Here is a 17,402-nt window from a genome sequence, read left to right on the forward strand (position 1 = left end):
GCTGGCCGTTTATCACAACGGCCTTCTAATCAGATTGTCACAGTACCTCAACCTTTACCTTGATAATCCCTTCGCGAATATTGCCGATGCTGCTAAACGCAGATTTGGAGAGATCGATAATACGCCCGCTTTTAAAGGCGCCGCGGTCATTGACCTTGACCACCACACTCTTGCCGTTGGCGAGGTTGGTAACCCGTACCATAGAGCCAAAAGGTAACTCCATATGGGCGGCGCTATTGAAGTTGTTGCGATAGAGCTCGCCGCTGGCGGTCTTTTTGCCGTGATAGCGGTCGGCATAATAGCTGGCATAACCGGTCTCGCTATAGCCGCGCCAGCTGCCGCCGTGGCTCTGGTCATAACGGCTGCTACAGGCCGCCAGCAACAGGCAAAGAGATAACAGCAGCCCTTTCTGAATATGTTGCACCTTTTCCCTCTCCTCTCTTCTTCTTTCTGCTCGGCTCTATTTTCTGCTCTGCTCTATTTTTTGTTCTTCTATGTGGTCCGTGACGCTGGCGGCACGTTTGCTAGCAGGCTCTCTCGCCTTGCCATCGGTCCGATGCACTCGCCATGTTACTCGCCTTGCTGCCAGGCAACAGCGACCGCGCGGCTACTTTGCCATATCTTTCATGCAAAAAGGGAGGCAAATGCCTCCCTTTCATCTATTTACCCGTCATCCCATGTCAGGATGGGCCAGACATTGATCAGGCAATCAGCTTGTCGTCGCTAAAGCCAAAGCCACGCAGACCCACCACATGGACATGCTCGTGCTTGCCTTGCACTTTACGGATGAGCTTGTAGGTGGTGCCCTTCTCGGGGCTGATGTTCTCAGGCGCCGCGATCAGCAGCTGCATATCCTGCCGCTCGCACAGCTCGAACAGGGTGGCGATGGATTTGCCATCCAGACGGGCCGCTTCGTCGAGGAACAACAGGCGGCAGGGAGCGATATCCTTGCCGCGCAGACGGCGGGACTCCTCCTCCCAGCTGATCAGCACCATCAGCAAGATGGCCTGACCGGTACCGATCGCCTCGCCGGTGGAGAGCGCGCCGCTCTCGGCACGCAGCCAGCCATCGGCCCCACGCTGCACCTCGATCTCCAGCTCCAGATAGTTGCGATAGTCGAGCAGCACGTCGCCCATCACCTGATAGCTACGATCCCCCTGTTCGATCTGCGGATTGAGGCGTTGGAACAGCTTGGCCATCGCCTCGGAGAAGCTGAGCTCCTTGTCGGCGAACAGATCGTTGTGCATGGCGGTTTGATCCGCCAGTGCCGTCAGCAGACGAGTGTGCGCCTCGCGGATATTGACGTTGAGGCGCACTCCGCGCACCAGACCGAAGGCGATGTTCTGCAAGCCCTGGTTGAGCACCCGGATACGGTTCTGCTCGCGGCGGATGATGTTGGTGATCTTGGCCGCCACCTCGTGGGAGGAGAGCGACAGGTGGTTTTCCCGCTGCTTGAGCTCATCGGCCAGACGGGCCAGCTCGATCTCCATCTCCTCGATCGCCTCCACCGGATCATCGGAGCGGATGATGTCGTTGCGAATGCGATCTTTAAGGTAACGGTAGACCTGCACGTAGAAGGCGACCTTCTGCTCGGTGCTGCGGTTGCCCTCCGACAGGCGCAGCGCATCGCGCAGGGCTTCATCGTGCGCCACCGCCACCCGCAGGGCACCGAGGGCTTTGTCCGACATAGAGCGCAGCTCGTCGCTGTCGAGATAAGCCAGCTCGCGCTTATTTAAACGCTTCTCGACGTCGGTCTCCCGCGCCAGTCGCACCACCCGCGACCAGCTCGCCTTGTGACCCACCAGGGATTTACGGGCGCTGAAGTAATCCTTGCCTTCGAGCGTGAGACGACCGCCAAGGGATTCGATCTCGCGCTTGGTCACCTGCAACTGGGCCTCGGCGCTGGTGCGACGGGAACGGGTGCGGATAAGCAGCTCCTCGATCTCTTTCTTGTGGGCGCGCGCCTTATCTTCCATATCGTCAGATAGCGTCAGCCCCATGGCTGCCAGCTCCTGCTCGAACTCGGTCAGGGTCTGGCGCTTGGCCGAGGCGCTGGAATCGAGGGCGGTGCGCAGTTGCAACGCCTCGGTATGACGCTGGGCAATCTGCTTGTGCTGCTCGCCGGCAGTGCGGGCCGCCAGCTCGGCGGCTTTAAGCTTCTCTTTGAGTCGCTCACTCATTTCAGACGCCTTGCCCAGCAGATCTTGCGCATCCTGATAGGCAAAGTGCGGCAGACGGGCCACCAGCTGATCAAGCGCGTAGCAACGGCGCTTCTGCTCGGCCAGCAGCTCGCTCACCTCATCATAGGCAGCCTGCAGTGCGGCCAGATCTTGCGGATCCTGACGCAGCACCTGCACCACTGTCTCGAGCTTCTCGAGCGCCTTGCCGTGCTTGGCGATAAAGGCTTCGGCCTGTTTCAGGGCTTCCACGTCGGCATGGGCCGCCTCAAGACGAGCAGCCAGATCCACTTCGGCAAACAGGTGAGCAAAGGGCAGCATCCCCTGCACCAGCTGGATATGGCGGGCCAGCTGGGCGGTGGCCGCTTTGGCCTCGGCCAGCTGCTTGTCGCACTCGGCGATGGCCCCCTGCAATCCCCGCAGTTCGGCCTGCTTGGCCTGCACTTCTGCTTCGGGGTCGGGGCGGAAGGCGATATCCAGATGCTGGCCGATAAAGTCACGGAAGTGACCGTAGAGACGGTGGTACTTCTGCTGCTCGAAGGCGGCCTTGGCGTAACCCTCGATCAGGCTCTCGCGCTCAAGGTCGAGCTGCTCGATGCGTTTTTCCCGCGCAGCGCGGCCAAACAGCGGCAACTCGGGGTAGCGGGAGAAGCGCACCTGACGCTTGCTGGTGCGCACCAGCACGGCGTCCCCCAGCTCGTCCGCTTCCACCAGATCCTCGTCAAAGGAGTCGGGGTTGCCCTGGATCAGGTAAATATCTTCCGGGCAATCTTCCAGCTTTTTCAGCCGCTCGATGGCGCCCTCAAGGTCGAGCACCACCAGAGCACTGCGAGCCGGGCCGTAGAGCGCGGAGTAGTAAGGGGCATCGTCGATGGAGATGTCGTCATAGACATCGGAGAGCAGCACGCCCCCCACCTGTTCGGCGATGCGGGCAAGACGCGGATCGGCCTCGCCAGCTCCCAGCTGCAGGTTGCGAATTTGCAGCTCCAGCGCCTGTTTCTGCGCCGCGATGCGGTTGCTCTCCTGCTCGAACTCGCGCTCCTTGTCGAGCACGCTCTGCATGCCGGACGACAGCTCCTCGGCGGTGGCGAGCGGCAATCCGCTCTGCTCGCGCAACTGCTCGAGTTTTTCAAAGGATTTGAGCCAACGGGGTGCCAGCTTGGTGAGATCGCTAATATCGCGGCCCAGTTGGGCGCCCTGATGCTCGAGGCTGGCGCGGCGCTGGTTCACTTCCGCCTGCTGCTCACTCAGCTCTTCCTGACGGGTGCGCTGGGCTTCAAGAAATAACTCCAGCTCATCTTGGCTGGCGATCAGCTGGCCGGAAGCCTGCTGCAGCTCATCACGCAAGCGGAAGAGCGCCTGCTGGCTGTCGCTCTCTTTCTCGAGGCGAGCCAGCGCGGCGCGCAGCCCCTGCCCCTGGGCAATACGGGCCTTGTCTTCGATGTGACGCTTGAGCAGCGCCTGCGCGGTAGGCCAGGCGGCCTCACGCACTGTCTCGGGGGCGATGCTCAAAAGCAGCGCCAGCGCCGCTTCGTGTTCGGCCACCGCCGCCTTGGCCAACGCGAGTTGTTGCTCGGCCCCCAGCACCCGGCTGGTGAGGCTCTGCTCGGCGCTGCGGAACTGATGCAGGGTGTCGCTCGCCTGTTCGGCAGTCAGCCCCGGCAGTTCGCACTGCTCGCGGGCATTTTCCAGCGCCTGCACCGCCTGACGGTACTGGATGGCGCGGGTCTGCTGAATATCGAGCGCCTGCTGGTAGTCGGCCAGCTGGGTCTTGAGGCTGTCTACCTCGGCCTGCGCCAGCTCCTTGCGCTCTTCCACCTCCAGCAGCTGACTGTGGATCTCTTCCACGATCGCTTGCTGTTGCTCCAGCTTGTCGACCAGCTCCGCCAGATCGGCGCGATACATCTCGATCTTCTTTTGCAGCGCTACCGCAGCCAACACTTTGGCCAAGTGATCGGCGGCTGACTCAGCCTCGGCAGTGAGCAATTTTTCACGATTGGTAAGCTGCTCCACCTCGTCGGCCAGATAGATGGCGCGCTGGCGCTCTTCGGCCAAGATGCGGCGTTTCTCCGCCAACTCCTGACGCGCCTTGAGGGCCAGCTCGGAGAGACGGCTCTTTTCGGCGGCGTTGCGCACATAGTCCGCCGCCACATAGTGGGTGGTCTCGGTGATCAGGTTCTTGAACAGATCCCGCTGACCCTGGGTCTCTTTAATGGCTTCCAGAGTGCGGCGGTTTTCATAGATGGCCGCCTCCATGTCCTGAAACGCCTTGCGCACCCCGGAGTTCTCCGGCAGCAGGTATTCCCGCAAGGAACGGCTGATGGACGAGGAGATACCGCCGTAGAGAGAGGCTTCGATCAGGCGATAGAACTTGCCGCGATCCTTCTGATCGCGCAGTTTTTTCGGGGTAATCCCGAACTCGAACATGAAGTTGTGGTAGTCGGTCACCGTATTGAACTTGGCGACCTTCATGGCCCCCAGCTCGGCGGCTGCCCCTTTCAGATCGGAAAACGCCCGTACCCGACCCTTGCCGTCATCGAGTTTTTCCAGCAGCAGATCGGTGGGTTGCAGCTGCTCGGGCACATCCACCAGCGCGAACGGGGTGATGTTGACCTTGTTGTCGCGGTTGGCCACCTGCTCGAGGTGGACACCGACCCAGATCCGCTGTTCGCGGCTGTTCATCACTTCCAACAGGGAGTAGCAGTGGCCACGCTGCAGCTTGCCGTAGAGCCCCTTGTCACGGGAGGCGCTGCTGGAGCCCGCTTCCGTGGTGTTACGAAAATGGAGCAGCGACTGGTCGGGAATAAGCGCCGCAATAAAGGCCGCCATGGTGGTGGACTTGCCCGCGCCATTGCCGCCAGAGAGGGTAGTGACCAGTTGGTCGAGATCGAAGGTGCGGGCGAAGAAGCCGTTCCAGTTGACCATGGTCAGGGATTTGAATTTTCCTCTCACGCCACACTCTCCATCACACTCTCAATCACACCAAGGGGCTTCATCAGTACCGGTAAATTAACGCTGCAGGTCATCTTCAACCTCCAGTTCAAGCTGTTCTTCATCAAGATCCGCTTCGATATCATCAAACAGCGAATCGCTGCTCGGCATCTCGTCGTCGTGGAAGATGGCTTCCCCTTCCTGGATCATCCGCAGCTGCACGGCGCGCGGATCTTCGTCAGAGCGCACGTCGGCGGCAAAGCGGAACACAGATTCGTTGACCCGGAATTTGTCGCTGTTGCCAAGGGCGGTGATCATGCCAAGGCGACGCAGGCGACGCATGGAAGTGCGGATCTTCTCCAAGAGCTTCTTCTTGTCGAGATCGGTACCGCCAGAGCGGCTGTTGACCATCCGCAGCAGCTGCTTCTCGTCAGCCAGGCTCAGCACCTCTTCTTGCAGCTCGCCCATGGCGAACACCCCTTCCGAGGCCAAGCGATCCGGGCTCAGGTAGAGGTAGCAGAGCACCTTGCCCACCAGCATATCGAGCTCAGACAAAACAGTGGTGCCGATGTCGGCGCTGGGGCGCGGACGCAGATAGAAGAAGCCCTCCGGCGCCTTGATCAGTTCAACCTGATAGCGGCCGTAGAAGATCTCCAGCTCGTTGTGGTACTCCACCAGCGCCGAATGGGGTTCGAACTCGTCGGCAGTGATGTGACGGCCGGAGCGCAAGGCGGTGTCGATGCGCGGAAACAAGGGGTTGGCAATCGCCTCTGCGAGTCGCAGCGGCAAGGGAAACTCAGTATTGATCAATGACATAGGCCTGAACCTTGGATCCAGCTTGGTTAATGGGTTTCCATGCGGGTTGGCGGTGCAGATCGCGCTCGCCGCTGGCATGGCCCAGGCGCACGGCCTGGTCGATCAGAAGACGCGCCACATCGAAATGGGCGTGCGCCGGGTAATCCAGCAGGTATTCGCGCAATACATCGGCCAAATCCAGCTGCTGACCCTGCTCGGGATAGCGGGCCAGATAGCGCTCGATCCGCTCCGCCAGCTCCTGGTTGATATCCACCATCTCCATGTACTCCATCTCGAGGGGCACCTCACCGGTCACCTCCTCGTCGTGGATGGCGATGGTCTCATCCCGCAGCTCCAGCAGACGGGGCTCCTCGGCGATCCGCAGCAGCCAGTTATGCTGCTCGAAATTGCGGATGGAGTCGCGCAGCCGCTGGCTGAAGGCGCGGTTCTTGTCCATGTCGATGGCGTTGCGGATGAACTTGTGGACGTGTCTGTCGTAGCGGGACCAGAGCTCGATGCACTGCTGGCCCCAGCTGGTGATGACGTCAAGCCGCCCCTGCAGGGCATGGGTCAGCTCCTCGACGTGGAACAGATCGTCACGCCCTTGCGCTGCTTCCTGAATGTTGAGCAGCCCCGCCTGCAGGCGGTGGCCGGCGGCGTCCAGGGTATCTTGCAGCTCGCGCAGGGTTTGGCCGGTCTCGTGCAGCAGTTTTTCGCAGCTGTGAATGGCATCGACCCAGTTCTGGGTCAGCAGGGCCGCGATCTCGCTCTTGACCTGATTTTGCTGCTCATCCATGGCGCGCTGGGTCAGATCGATGCGCCCGAGGGTCTCTTCCAGAGAGAAGGTGAGCCGTGGCAGCACCTCGGCATCCCACTGCTCGCGGGTGTTGGTCTCAAGCGCCGCCTTGCGGGCGGTGTCGAGCTCGGCCGCCAAGTGCTCGAGCAAAATGGAGAGCTTGATGGAGTCGACCGGACGCTGATCGAGAAAGAAGTCAACGATGCCGACCCCAAGGCGCGACAGGCGATAGAGGCTCTCCCCCGCCACCATGTCGGTGTTGAAGCGCGACAGCATCTGCTGGCGAATCAGGTCGTTGATGGCATTGTTGGCGCGACCGGTGAGAGTCTCGTCCATCTGGCCAAAGGCGTTGCTGACGTAGCCAAAGGCATCGTGCAGCGCCGCTTCCGACAAGTCCGACTCATCTTCGGACAGTGTCTTGATTGCAATCAGAAAGGCCAGCCGGTCGGTAGGCAGGCTCAGCGCCAACCCCTCCTGCCTGACCCACCCCACTATCTCCGGCAAAGAACGCTCGGGCAGGGTACGGGATGTACTCATCATGACGTTGTCATCTCGTTGTTGTAATTGAGCGCACAAACTTGCGCGCGGCTACATCCGGTAGCATCAAAAAAATCACGTTATCCCGGGCATCAGCTGGCCGGTTTTTGCGCCATCACATGGATATAGCGCCCCAGTCCGACAAACGGCTCCTGACGGCAATATTGCTGCTCCATGGCCAGCAGATCGTCGAACTTCTCGCTCTGATCCTGCCGGTTGCGCATATAGTCGTGGATCACCCGCACCCCGGTCTTGCCGATGATCTTTAGCCCCCCTCGCCCGATCCAGTCATAGACCTGCTCCGGCAACTGGGGATTGGTGGGGGTCAACGGCAGTTGACGCTTCTTGCGCAGGCCAAGCCGCACATAGTCAAAATTGCCCACCACCAGACTCTGAAACAGCAAGCCATGGCGGTTGTAAAAAAGCAGCGACAGTATGCCCCCAGCCTTGACGAAAGGGAACAGACCTAGCAGGGTCTGGCGCGGCTCGGCGAGCCACTCCAGCACCGCATGGCAGAGCACCAGATCAAAGGTGCCGGTCACATGGGCCTTGAGATCCTGAATGGGGCAATGGATGAGACGAATTCTCTCTTGCAGCCCCTTTTCGGCGATCTGGCTGCGGGCCAGCTCAAGCATGTCGGCAGAGAGATCGCACAGCTCCACCTGATGGCCCATGGCCGCCAGCTTCTGGGCAAAATAGCCAAAACCGCCCCCCGCATCGAGGATGCGCAGCGGTCGATTGCCAAGCCGGGCCAGGCAGGCTTCGATGTCACTCCAGACGATGGTGGTGCGAATGCGACCCTTGGTGGAGTCATAAATGTTACGGGCGAACTTGTCGGTGCGGCCGTCAAAACTTTGATCTTGCTTCAAAAACACTCAACTTTAGCCGCTGCATTGGGCATGACGAAAAAGAAGGGTATTCTGTCACATCCCGAATTTGCTGAAAACTCAAGGAAGTGTGACTCGTGTTTGAGCTCAACCTGTTTGTGGTCAAAAAATGGCTAGGCCAACTGCTGATGCCACTCCCCTTCTCTCTCTCCCTGCTACTGCTCGCCCTGCTGTTGCTCTGGTTCACCCGTTTCCAAAAAACCGGCAAGCTGCTGGCCACCTTGTCACTGCTGATTGTCACCCTGATGGGGATGCGACCGGTGAGCTATGAACTGGCCAGAGGGCTGGAACAGAGCTTCCCGCCATTCGAGGTGAGCCAGCATCCGAATATCGAGGCGATTGTGGTGCTGGGCAACGGCCATGTCAGCGATCCGGCGGTGCCCGAGCGCTCCTGGCAGAACAATATCGCCCTGGCCCGCACCCTCGAAGGGGTGCGCCTCGCCTTGGCATATCCGCAAGCCGAGCTGATTTTCTCCGGCTATGTGTCGGGGGATCCCCTCTCAAACGCCGAGGTCAACGCCCGGATGGCGATGAGCCTTGGCATCCCCCGCGCGCGAATGACGTTGTTTGAAAACAACAAAGACACCCATGACGAGGCGGTCAGCATCAGTGCCCATCTCAAGGGCAAAGAGGTGGCGCTGGTGAGTTCGGCCACTCACCTGCCCCGCGCCATGGCACTTTATCAGAGCCAGGGACTCAACGCCGTGCCAGCCCCCACTGACTACACCGCCAAGCAGAGCCAGGAAGCACAGCCGCTCTACAGCTATTTACCCAAAGGGCGTTATCTGATGTATTCCGAGGCTGCCATCCACGAATGGATTGGGGTATGGTGGGCCCGCTTGCGGGGGCAGGTTAACGAATGAGCGATCAAGCGTTTCATTCCTGATTTGGATCAGGAAAGCGAAAAAAAATTACGTCATTTGCCGCCGGGTCAGCTATCTTGGGCTCGGTTCAATTCATATAATGTCGCGCAATCAAATGCCTAGGAGATATACAAGATGAGACAGCACCTGGTAATGGGTAACTGGAAACTGAACGGCACCAAAGCTTCTGTTGAAGCTCTGATCAAAGGACTGACCCCGGCTGCTGCCGCTCATCCTTCTGTGCAAGTCGCCGTCTGCCCGCCGGTTATCTTTTTGGGTCTGGTTGAGCAGCTGACCGCTGACAGCAAAATTGCTTACGGTGCCCAGAACGCTGACCTTCACGAGTCTGGCGCCTTCACCGGCGAAAACGCCCCTTCCATGCTGAAAGCCTTCGGTTGCACCTACTCCCTGGTTGGTCACAGCGAGCGTCGTACCCTGCACGCAGAGACCGACGACGTAGTTGCTGCCAAGTACGAAGCGATCCAGAAAGGTGGCCTGGTGCCAGTTCTGTGTATCGGTGAAACGCTGGAGCAGTTCGAAGCCGGTGTGACCAAGAACGTGGTTGAGACCCAGCTGAAAGCTGTTATCGACCGTTGCGGCATCGCCTCTTTCAGCAACGCCGTTGTTGCATATGAGCCGGTATGGGCCATCGGTACTGGCAAGACTGCCACTCCGGAGATCGCTCAGTCCGTTCACGCGCACATCCGTCAGTATCTGGCCGGTTTTGACGCTGCCATCGCTGCCAAAGTACAGGTTCTGTACGGCGGTTCCGTCACTGGTGCCACTGCTGCCGACCTGTTCGGTCAGCCGGACATCGACGGTGGCCTGGTCGGTGGTGCGTCCCTGAAAGTGGACGACTTCTCCCAGATCATCGCGGGCGCAGCCCAGTAATCTTCGATGACTAATAAGAGAGGGGCACGTCCCCTCTCTATATCGCCTTTCCTATGGTCACCCCGCATTCCATAGGAAAGCCGATATAGTAAAAGTGGCTTGTCTATTTCAACATTCGTATTTGACAACTCAGATCCAGAGGCACTCATGACCAAACAAATCAAACGTATTGGTGTTTTGACCAGTGGTGGCGACGCACCGGGTATGAACGCAGCTATTCGCGCCGTGGTTCGCGCCGGTTTGCATCATGGCCTGGAAGTTTACGGTATTTATGATGGCTACCTGGGCCTGCACCAGGATCGCATCGTCAAGCTGGAGCGCCACAGCGTCTCCGACGTGGTCAACCGTGGTGGTACTTTCCTCGGCTCTGCCCGTTTCCCTGCTTTCAAAGATCCGGCAGTACGTGCCGAAGCTATCCAGAACCTGAAAAAGCATGGCATCGATGCGCTGGTGGTGATTGGCGGTGACGGCTCCTACATGGGTGCCAAGAAGCTGACCGAAGAGGGTTTCCCCTGCATCGGCCTGCCGGGCACCATCGATAACGACATCGCCGGTACCGACTTCACCATCGGCTTTGATACTGCACTGAACGTAGTGGTTGATGCCATCGACCGTCTGCGCGACACCTGCAGCTCCCACCACCGTATCTCAGTGGTCGAGATCATGGGCCGCCACTGTGGCGATCTGGCCATGTCTGCGGCCGTTGCTGGTGGTGCCGAGTACGTGATCGTGCCGGAAGTGGCTTTTGACAAAGAGAAGCTGCTGCAACAGATCAAGGAAGGCGAAGCCAAAGGCAAGCGTCACGCCATCATCACCATCTGTGAGCACGTCACCGACGTCAATGTGCTGGCCAAAGACATTGAAGCGCTGACCGGTCGTGAAACCCGCGCCACCATTTTGGGCCATATCCAGCGTGGCGGTGCCCCGAGCGCCCGTGACCGTATCATGTCCAGTCGTATGGGCGCCTTCGCGGTTGAGCAACTGCTGGCTGGTGAGGGTGGTCGCTGCGTCGGTATTCAGGGTAACGTCATGGTGCATCACGACATCATCGACTGCATCGAGAATCTGAAGCGTCCGTTCAATCAGGAACTCTACGATCTCTCTACCACTCTGTTCTAAGCCGCTGCCATTTAGATAGCTTGGTAATGCAAAAAACCCTCCGCTGGAGGGTTTTTTCTATTTGAAGCAACCAGCCATGGCGCCAGTATGGCAGCTCATCCATCGGCCAGAGCGGCTAACACCCTCTCTTGGTAACGTGTCGCCATCATCCTGCTCCTATGCCGCAACCCTGCGCACGGCAAGCGCTGTCATCCTCCCCAACCATTGTCTCTGCGCTCCCCCTTGGCCCTATCAGGGAATATGGGCATGCCGCTGCAATTACAACAGGCACATCCGCCGCAACTATCCCGTGCATCCAACCCATATCAACGACGACGGGCTCTGGCGGCCCCATCTTGAGGGCTGACGTTCACACAGAGCTCGCAATGCCCGATAGGGGGCTGCACCACACATCGTCCCTATGTCAGCGGGATTGCAGTGACTTGGCGGCTCAACCAGAGGCTGTCATGCAAGCCGCCCCGATCTGGCGTCATCCTTACCAGTGGTTACTTTTTTTGGCTGGGTTATCTTCGCCAGAAATGGCCAACCGCTTGATTGGGACAGTTTTCATCACCCATCCAGGGCCATAATAGCCATGTTAATTTACAAAAAACAAAGATGGAGCCACATAGCCCCCACCTAAAGCATTCACCCTAAAAACATAAGACACTGATTTATAATGAATTTAATAAAACCAGTTGATTAAAAGATCACCTCAAAGCCAAATGGTCGATAAAAACAGCGCAAGATGACAAAAATAGACCGTTCGCCTCCAGCAACCATCAAAACACCCATTTAAACAATAATGCGCTTGTTTTAAGGGCTAGTTATGGTATCTTGACTGCATCAACTAACAATCTGGGTAGAAGAAAATGAAAGAATTTGTTGTTACTGCCGTCTTTACGGTGTTTTTTACCCTGGTTGCTGTCTCTCTGCCCTCACTGTCACAGTTCTGAGCCGGATAGAGAGACATCAATCCGGAACATCTCTGTCAGGCATGCCTGTTTCATCGCCACTAACTGGCGCTTTTCAACAGCACTGCCGCGATAGCCAACATAGATATGATTTCTGTACGTTGACGCTGTTTCTTTCGCCACAAGGGTGTAACCAGGATGGTTTAACCACACTCTGTTTGACCTGATGAAAGACAACCAGCAGCAGATCATATCCGAGGGGAGCCAAGCTCCCCTTTTTGTTACCTGCCATTTAGCAACCCCCCAGCCGCCGCTACAGGTTGACCGTCTCGACACTCGACATTGCTCCCCTGCCAGTGCTCACCATTCACTCCAGCGCAAGCAGCCCCTTGCTCACGCTTTTCCCCCTGATGCCTGTCCGGCAGATATAAAAAAGCCCCCACCATCATGGCAGGGGCTCGCGTCACACCGTTTCAGATCAGGGCTGTTTATCTCAGCGCTGTTTTAGTCCAACTCAAAGCTGTTATGCCTTGTTCCAACGCTGTGGGTCATATTCCGGGCTGAAGCGGTCAACAATGACAGCACAGGCCGCATCACCGGTGATATTGAGGGAGGTGCGGATCATGTCGAACAGACGATCCAGCGCAAACAGCAGCGGCAACCCTTCGATGGGGATCCCGGCCGCCAGCAGCACGGCAACCACCAGGAAGCTTGGGCCCGGCACACCGGCCTGACCGATCGCCCCCAGGGTGGAGGTCACGATGATGGCAGCCCAGGCACCGACACTCAGGTCGATGTTGTAAACCTGCGCAAAGAAGATGGCGACCAGACCGTAATAGATGGCGTTACCGCTCATGTTGATGGTGGCCCCCAGCGGCAGCACGAAGGAGGCAGTCGCGTTGGTCACTTTCAGATCATGCTCACAGGTCTCCATGTTGACCGGCAGGGTCGCCATGGAAGAGGCGGTGGAGAAGGCCACGATCTGCGGCTTCTTCATGGCAGAGAGGTACTTCATCACCGGCGTATTGGAAAACGCCATCACCAGCAGCGGATAGACCACAAAGCCGAAGATCAGAATGGCAGCCACATAAACCACGAACAGCTTGAGCACCAGCGTCAGCACGTCGAAGCCATAGGTGCCGATGGCTTCGGCCATCAGACCAAACACCCCGAGCGGCGCAATGATCATCACTTTGTTGATCATCCAGACGAAGGCATCCACCAGGGTATTGAGCCCATCGACCAGCGGCTTGGCGCGCTCGCGCGGCTGCTTGGCCAGCGCAATGCCGAGGAACATGCAGAACACCAGGATCTGCAGGATGTTCGCCTCGTTGAGCGACTGGAACACGTTGGTGGGGATCATGCCAAGCAGAGTGGCAACCGCATCCGGCAGCGCCCCTTTATCGGCATAGTCACCGCTAAACATGGCGGAGGCTGAACCGAAATCGACCCCGACACCGGGTTTGAAGATCTGTCCCATCACCAGCGCCAGCAGCACAGCCAGAGCTGACGTGCCGAGGAAGAAGGCCAGGGTGGCAGCGCCGATCTTGCCAGCAGCCGGGCTAGCACCCAGATTGGCAGCACCCGAGAGGATGGCAACCGCCACCAGCGGGATCACCAGCATCTTGATCAGCTGGATAAACAGGGTACCGAGCGGTGCAAACACGGTGGCTTGTTCACCCATGAAGGCCCCGACCACTGCGCCCAATACCATGGCCACCACAACCTGGAAGCCGATGTTTTTAATGAGTCCTTTAGTTAACACAATACGTTCCTTTATGTAGCAGAATTCACACTTTCCCAGTGCAATTAACCAAATAGGGGAATGAGCATCGGCTCATTCCCCTATTTGGTCGCTTTATCTCACATTTAATAGCTGTTTTAAATCAGCAAGTCGTTAACCTTAACTATTAATAAGTTTGCTAAAAAGTAAAGATTCAAAGCGGCCACGGTGATTTTTAGCCCATCCCCCCATGACAATTGGCAAAAGATTGTGCTAGCTTGGCTGCACAAACGTACACACAGGGATGTAAAGATGCTGAAAGTTAACGAATATTTTGACGGAAATGTAAAATCCATCGGTTTCGAACAAAAAGGCGAAAAATCTACCGTTGGGGTGATGAACGTCGGTGACTACCAGTTCAACACCGCCGCCCCCGAGCGGATGACAGTGATCAAAGGCGCACTCACTATCCAGCTGGTTGATGAAGATCAGTGGCACACCTATCACCAGGGTGAATCCTTTCTGGTCGCGGGCCACTCCTCCTTCAAACTGGAAGTGAAAACCCCCACCGCCTATCTGTGCGAATTTCTCGACTGATCCCGCAGGTTGAAGGGGCAAGTCCCCTTCAACCCGGATGAACACGCCGTCACCACTTTATCTGTGCCCATGTCACAGCACTGCATCTCCCCCCTTTCTATCTACGGCAAAAATCCTAGAATAAACAGACATAAACCATCACCGGATTGATGTCATGATCAGCGTGTTTGACCTGTTTTCCATCGGCATTGGCCCCTCCTCTTCCCATACCGTCGGTCCTATGCGGGCCTCTTATGCCTTCATCCAGCTGCTCCGCCTGCAAGGTCATCTGCCACACACTGCGCGGGTCGAAGTGGAGTGCTACGGCTCGTTGGGCCAGACCGGAAAAGGGCATGCGACCGGCAAGGCGATCATTCTGGGGCTGGCCGGTTTTGAACCGGAATCGGTCGATATCGATGCTATTCCGGATCTGCTGGCCAAGGTGGATAAAGAGCAGCGCCTGCTACTGGCCGGTGAACAGCCGAGCCACTTCCCCCGCAGCGGGGCCATCATCTTCAACCGCCGCAAGACGCTGGCGGCTCACACCAACGGCATGACCCTGCGCGCCTTTGCCGCCGACAACGTCCTGCTGTTTAGCCAGACCTACTACTCCATCGGGGGCGGCTTCATCATTGAAGAGAGCCACTTCGCCACCGCCAAGGAAGAGGCCATCAAGACGGATGCCGAGCACCCGGTCCCCTACCCGTTTGACAGCGGGGCCGAACTGCTCGCCCACTGCCAGGAGAGCGGCCTCTCTATCTCTGGCCTGATCCTGGCTAACGAACGGGTGTTTCGCAGTGATGAACAGATAAAAACGGGGCTGCGCAAGATCTGGCAAGCGATGCAAGGCTGTGTCGAGCGCGGTTGCAAGAGCGAAGGTGTGCTGCCGGGCGGCCTCAAAGTGCTACGCCGCGCACCGGGGTTGTTCCGTCAGCTCAGCTGCGAAACCAACTTCAACAAGGATCCGCTGATGGTGATGGAGTGGGTCGATCTGTTTGCCCTCGCGGTCAATGAAGAGAACGCGGCCGGTGGCCGGGTGGTCACCGCCCCGACCAATGGGGCGGCCGGGATCATTCCTGCGGTACTGCACTACTACGATCGTTTCGTCCACAAGGTGGATGACGAGATGCTGGTACGCTACTTCCTCACCGCGGCCGCCATCGGCATCTTATATAAGAAGAACGCCTCGCTATCGGGGGCGGAAGTGGGCTGTCAGGGTGAGGTCGGGGTCGCCTGCTCGATGGCCGCCGGGGCACTCACCGAGCTGTTTGGCGGCAGCCCGGCCATGGTGGAGAACGCCGCCGAGATCGGCATGGAGCACAATCTTGGCCTCACCTGCGATCCCATCGGCGGGCTGGTGCAGGTGCCCTGCATTGAGCGTAACGCCATGGGGGCAGTCAAGGCGATCAATGCCGCCCGCCTTGCCCTGCGCGGCACTGGCGAGCACAAGGTATCGCTGGATAAGGTGATCAAAACCATGTGGGAGACCGGCAACGACATGAAGACCAAATACAAGGAGACCGCCCGCGGTGGCCTGGCAGTTAACATTACTGAATGTTAAAAAACAGAAATTGACTCCATTTGGTTCCTAAATGCCCGGCGTCGCCGGGTATTTTTATGGGCAAACGCTTAACAAAATGGATAAGCAACAAAATTAATTTTATAATCCCGCCTCAGATTCAACAAAAATAGATCTATTTCAACTTTTTTTAGGTCTTGAGCCGTTACACTACGGTTATCTGGTTCAGTGACCGCGTTCTACCAAGAGCGCTCCATGGATCTCCCAAATTTCTGTGAGTGGGCATGCCGCCCCCTTCTACCCTGAGGTAATTGTGACATGATCAGCGTTTTTGATATCTTCAAAATCGGTGTAGGCCCCTCTTCTTCCCACACGGTTGGCCCGATGAAAGCGGCCAAGCAGTTTGTTGACGAGCTGCGCGCAGGCGGCAAAATCCGCGAGATCACCCGCATCAAAGTGGATGTTTACGGCTCCCTCTCCTGGACCGGTAAAGGCCACCACACCGACACAGCTATCATCATGGGTCTGGCAGGCAACTTGCCGGAAAACGTCGATATCGATGCGATCCCCGAGTTTATCTCTCGCGTCGAGCAGACCGAGCGTCTGCCGATCGGTCTGCACTGCCACACCGTCAGCTTTCCGCGCAATGCCATGGTGTTCCATGACGAAGCCCTGCCGCTGCACGAAAATGGCATGAAGCTGACCGCGTTCATTGAAGATGAAGCGGTTTACAGCAAGACCTATTACTCCATCGGCGGTGGTTTCATCGTTGACGAAGAGAACTTTGGCAAAGCAGACAGCGGCGACATGTCGGTCCGTTATCCGTTCAAGAGCGCAGCCGAACTGATTGCCCACAGCAGCCAGACCGGTCTCTCCATCTCCGCCCTGATGCTGGAGAACGAGAAGTGCTTCAATACCCCGGAAGAGATCTACAAGAAGTTCGGCAAGATCTGGAACACCATGCGTGAAGGGATCGAGCGCGGCTGCCGCACCGAAGGTGTACTGGCCGGCCCGCTGCGGGTTCCCCGCCGTGCTGCACCGCTGTTCCGTCAGCTCAGCACCAACGAGAATCTCTCCAACGATCCGATGAACATCATTGACTGGGTCAACATGTTCGCGCTGGCCGTGAGTGAAGAGAACGCGGCCGGTGGCCGTGTGGTGACTGCACCGACCAACGGCGCTGCCGGTATCATCCCGGCCGTACTGGCCTACTACGACAAGTTCATCCAGCCGGTTGGCCGCGACGAGTACACCCGTTTCTATCTGGCTGCCGGTGCTGTCGGCATCCTCTACAAGATGAACGCTTCCATCTCCGGTGCCGAAGTGGGTTGCCAGGGTGAAGTGGGCGTCTCCTGCTCCATGGCCGCAGCTGGTCTGACCGAGCTGATGGGCGGTAGCCCGGAGCACGTCTGTGAAGCGGCCGAGATCGGCATGGAGCATAACCTGGGTCTGACTTGTGATCCGGTTGCCGGTCAGGTACAGGTACCTTGCATCGAGCGTAACGCCATTGCCGCCATGAAGGCGGTCAACGCCTCCCGCATGGCCCTGCGTCGTACCTCCAAGCCACGTGTATCACTGGACAAGGTCATCGAGACCATGTACATCACCGGCAAGGACATGGACTCCAAGTACCGTGAAACATCCCGTGGTGGTCTGGCCATCAAGGTAATGCAGGTTGCTTGCGAATAAGGGTTC

Annotated in this window: 12 protein-coding genes; 6 read left to right on the forward strand and 6 right to left on the reverse strand. The window is 58.0% G+C overall.

The window, feature by feature from the left end:
* Positions 1-37: 37 nt before the first annotated feature.
* From CF137_RS14615 to cmoM, 5 genes are all read right to left on the reverse strand, one after another.
* Positions 38-424: a septal ring lytic transglycosylase RlpA family protein gene (locus CF137_RS14615; protein ID WP_162515947.1), complete on the reverse strand. Its 387-nt coding sequence runs from the start codon at positions 422-424 to the stop codon at positions 38-40.
* A 277-nt stretch (positions 425-701) separates the two neighbouring features.
* Entirely contained in the window at positions 702-5,129 is a 4,428-nt protein-coding gene (gene mukB / locus CF137_RS14620) for a chromosome partition protein MukB (protein ID WP_139719881.1), read from the reverse strand.
* 57 nt (positions 5,130-5,186) lie between these two features.
* Positions 5,187-5,924: a chromosome partition protein MukE gene (mukE, locus tag CF137_RS14625; RefSeq protein WP_101319947.1), complete on the reverse strand. Its 738-nt coding sequence runs from the start codon at positions 5,922-5,924 to the stop codon at positions 5,187-5,189.
* The gene (gene mukF / locus CF137_RS14630) at positions 5,905-7,239 is read right to left on the reverse strand and encodes a chromosome partition protein MukF (RefSeq protein WP_098969376.1); all 1,335 of its coding nucleotides are present in this window, start codon (positions 7,237-7,239) and stop codon (positions 5,905-5,907) included. The genes mukE and mukF overlap by 20 nt, the downstream gene beginning before the upstream one ends.
* Positions 7,240-7,328: 89 nt before the next feature.
* Positions 7,329-8,105, reverse strand: a complete 777-nt coding sequence (gene cmoM / locus CF137_RS14635; RefSeq protein ID WP_101319946.1) for a tRNA uridine 5-oxyacetic acid(34) methyltransferase CmoM — start codon at positions 8,103-8,105, stop codon at positions 7,329-7,331.
* Positions 8,106-8,215: 110 nt separating this feature from the next.
* Between cmoM and elyC the strand changes: the two genes are divergently transcribed.
* The 3 genes from elyC to pfkA all read left to right on the forward strand — a co-directional run bounded on the left by elyC (position 8,216) and on the right by pfkA (position 10,996).
* Complete coding sequence (elyC, locus tag CF137_RS14640) at positions 8,216-8,986, forward strand: envelope biogenesis factor ElyC (RefSeq protein ID WP_139719925.1); 771 nt, start codon at positions 8,216-8,218, stop codon at positions 8,984-8,986.
* A 135-nt stretch (positions 8,987-9,121) separates the two neighbouring features.
* The gene (gene tpiA, locus CF137_RS14645; RefSeq protein ID WP_042021855.1) at positions 9,122-9,877 is read left to right on the forward strand and encodes a triose-phosphate isomerase; all 756 of its coding nucleotides are present in this window, start codon (positions 9,122-9,124) and stop codon (positions 9,875-9,877) included.
* Positions 9,878-10,024: 147 nt separating this feature from the next.
* Positions 10,025-10,996 carry a 6-phosphofructokinase gene (gene pfkA / locus CF137_RS14650; protein WP_101319944.1) on the forward strand — a complete coding sequence of 324 codons (972 nt, stop codon included), beginning with the start codon at positions 10,025-10,027 and terminating at the stop codon, positions 10,994-10,996.
* A 1,416-nt stretch (positions 10,997-12,412) separates the two neighbouring features.
* Here pfkA and CF137_RS14655 read toward each other — a convergent pair.
* Positions 12,413-13,654, reverse strand: a complete 1,242-nt coding sequence (locus CF137_RS14655; RefSeq protein WP_083221041.1) for a dicarboxylate/amino acid:cation symporter — start codon at positions 13,652-13,654, stop codon at positions 12,413-12,415.
* 270 nt (positions 13,655-13,924) lie between these two features.
* Between CF137_RS14655 and ppnP the strand changes: the two genes are divergently transcribed.
* From ppnP to CF137_RS14675, 3 genes are all read left to right on the forward strand, one after another.
* Entirely contained in the window at positions 13,925-14,209 is a 285-nt protein-coding gene (gene ppnP, locus CF137_RS14660; RefSeq protein ID WP_162515948.1) for a pyrimidine/purine nucleoside phosphorylase, read from the forward strand.
* A gap of 154 nt (positions 14,210-14,363) precedes the next feature.
* Positions 14,364-15,749: an L-serine ammonia-lyase gene (locus tag CF137_RS14665; RefSeq protein ID WP_139719883.1), complete on the forward strand. Its 1,386-nt coding sequence runs from the start codon at positions 14,364-14,366 to the stop codon at positions 15,747-15,749.
* A 276-nt stretch (positions 15,750-16,025) separates the two neighbouring features.
* Positions 16,026-17,396 carry an L-serine ammonia-lyase gene (locus CF137_RS14675; protein ID WP_101319941.1) on the forward strand — a complete coding sequence of 457 codons (1,371 nt, stop codon included), beginning with the start codon at positions 16,026-16,028 and terminating at the stop codon, positions 17,394-17,396.
* Positions 17,397-17,402: the final 6 nt, after the last annotated feature.

Origin of the sequence: Aeromonas sobria (assembly GCF_006243315.1) — a bacterium.
GTDB classification, from domain to species: Bacteria; Pseudomonadota; Gammaproteobacteria; order Enterobacterales; family Aeromonadaceae; genus Aeromonas; species Aeromonas sobria_A.

What these genes read in the sequence shown, in the direction of transcription:
- mukE (WP_101319947.1), bottom strand. Translation starts at nt 5,924, where the DNA reads ATGTCATTGATCAATACTGAGTTTCCCTTGCCGCTGCGACTCGCAGAG.
- mukF (WP_098969376.1), bottom strand. Translation starts at nt 7,239, where the DNA reads ATGATGAGTACATCCCGTACCCTGCCCGAGCGTTCTTTGCCGGAGATA.
- tpiA (WP_042021855.1), top strand. Translation starts at nt 9,122, where the DNA reads ATGAGACAGCACCTGGTAATGGGTAACTGGAAACTGAACGGCACCAAA.
- pfkA (WP_101319944.1), top strand. Translation starts at nt 10,025, where the DNA reads ATGACCAAACAAATCAAACGTATTGGTGTTTTGACCAGTGGTGGCGAC.
- ppnP (WP_162515948.1), top strand. Translation starts at nt 13,925, where the DNA reads ATGCTGAAAGTTAACGAATATTTTGACGGAAATGTAAAATCCATCGGT.
- CF137_RS14665 (WP_139719883.1), top strand. Translation starts at nt 14,364, where the DNA reads ATGATCAGCGTGTTTGACCTGTTTTCCATCGGCATTGGCCCCTCCTCT.
- CF137_RS14675 (WP_101319941.1), top strand. Translation starts at nt 16,026, where the DNA reads ATGATCAGCGTTTTTGATATCTTCAAAATCGGTGTAGGCCCCTCTTCT.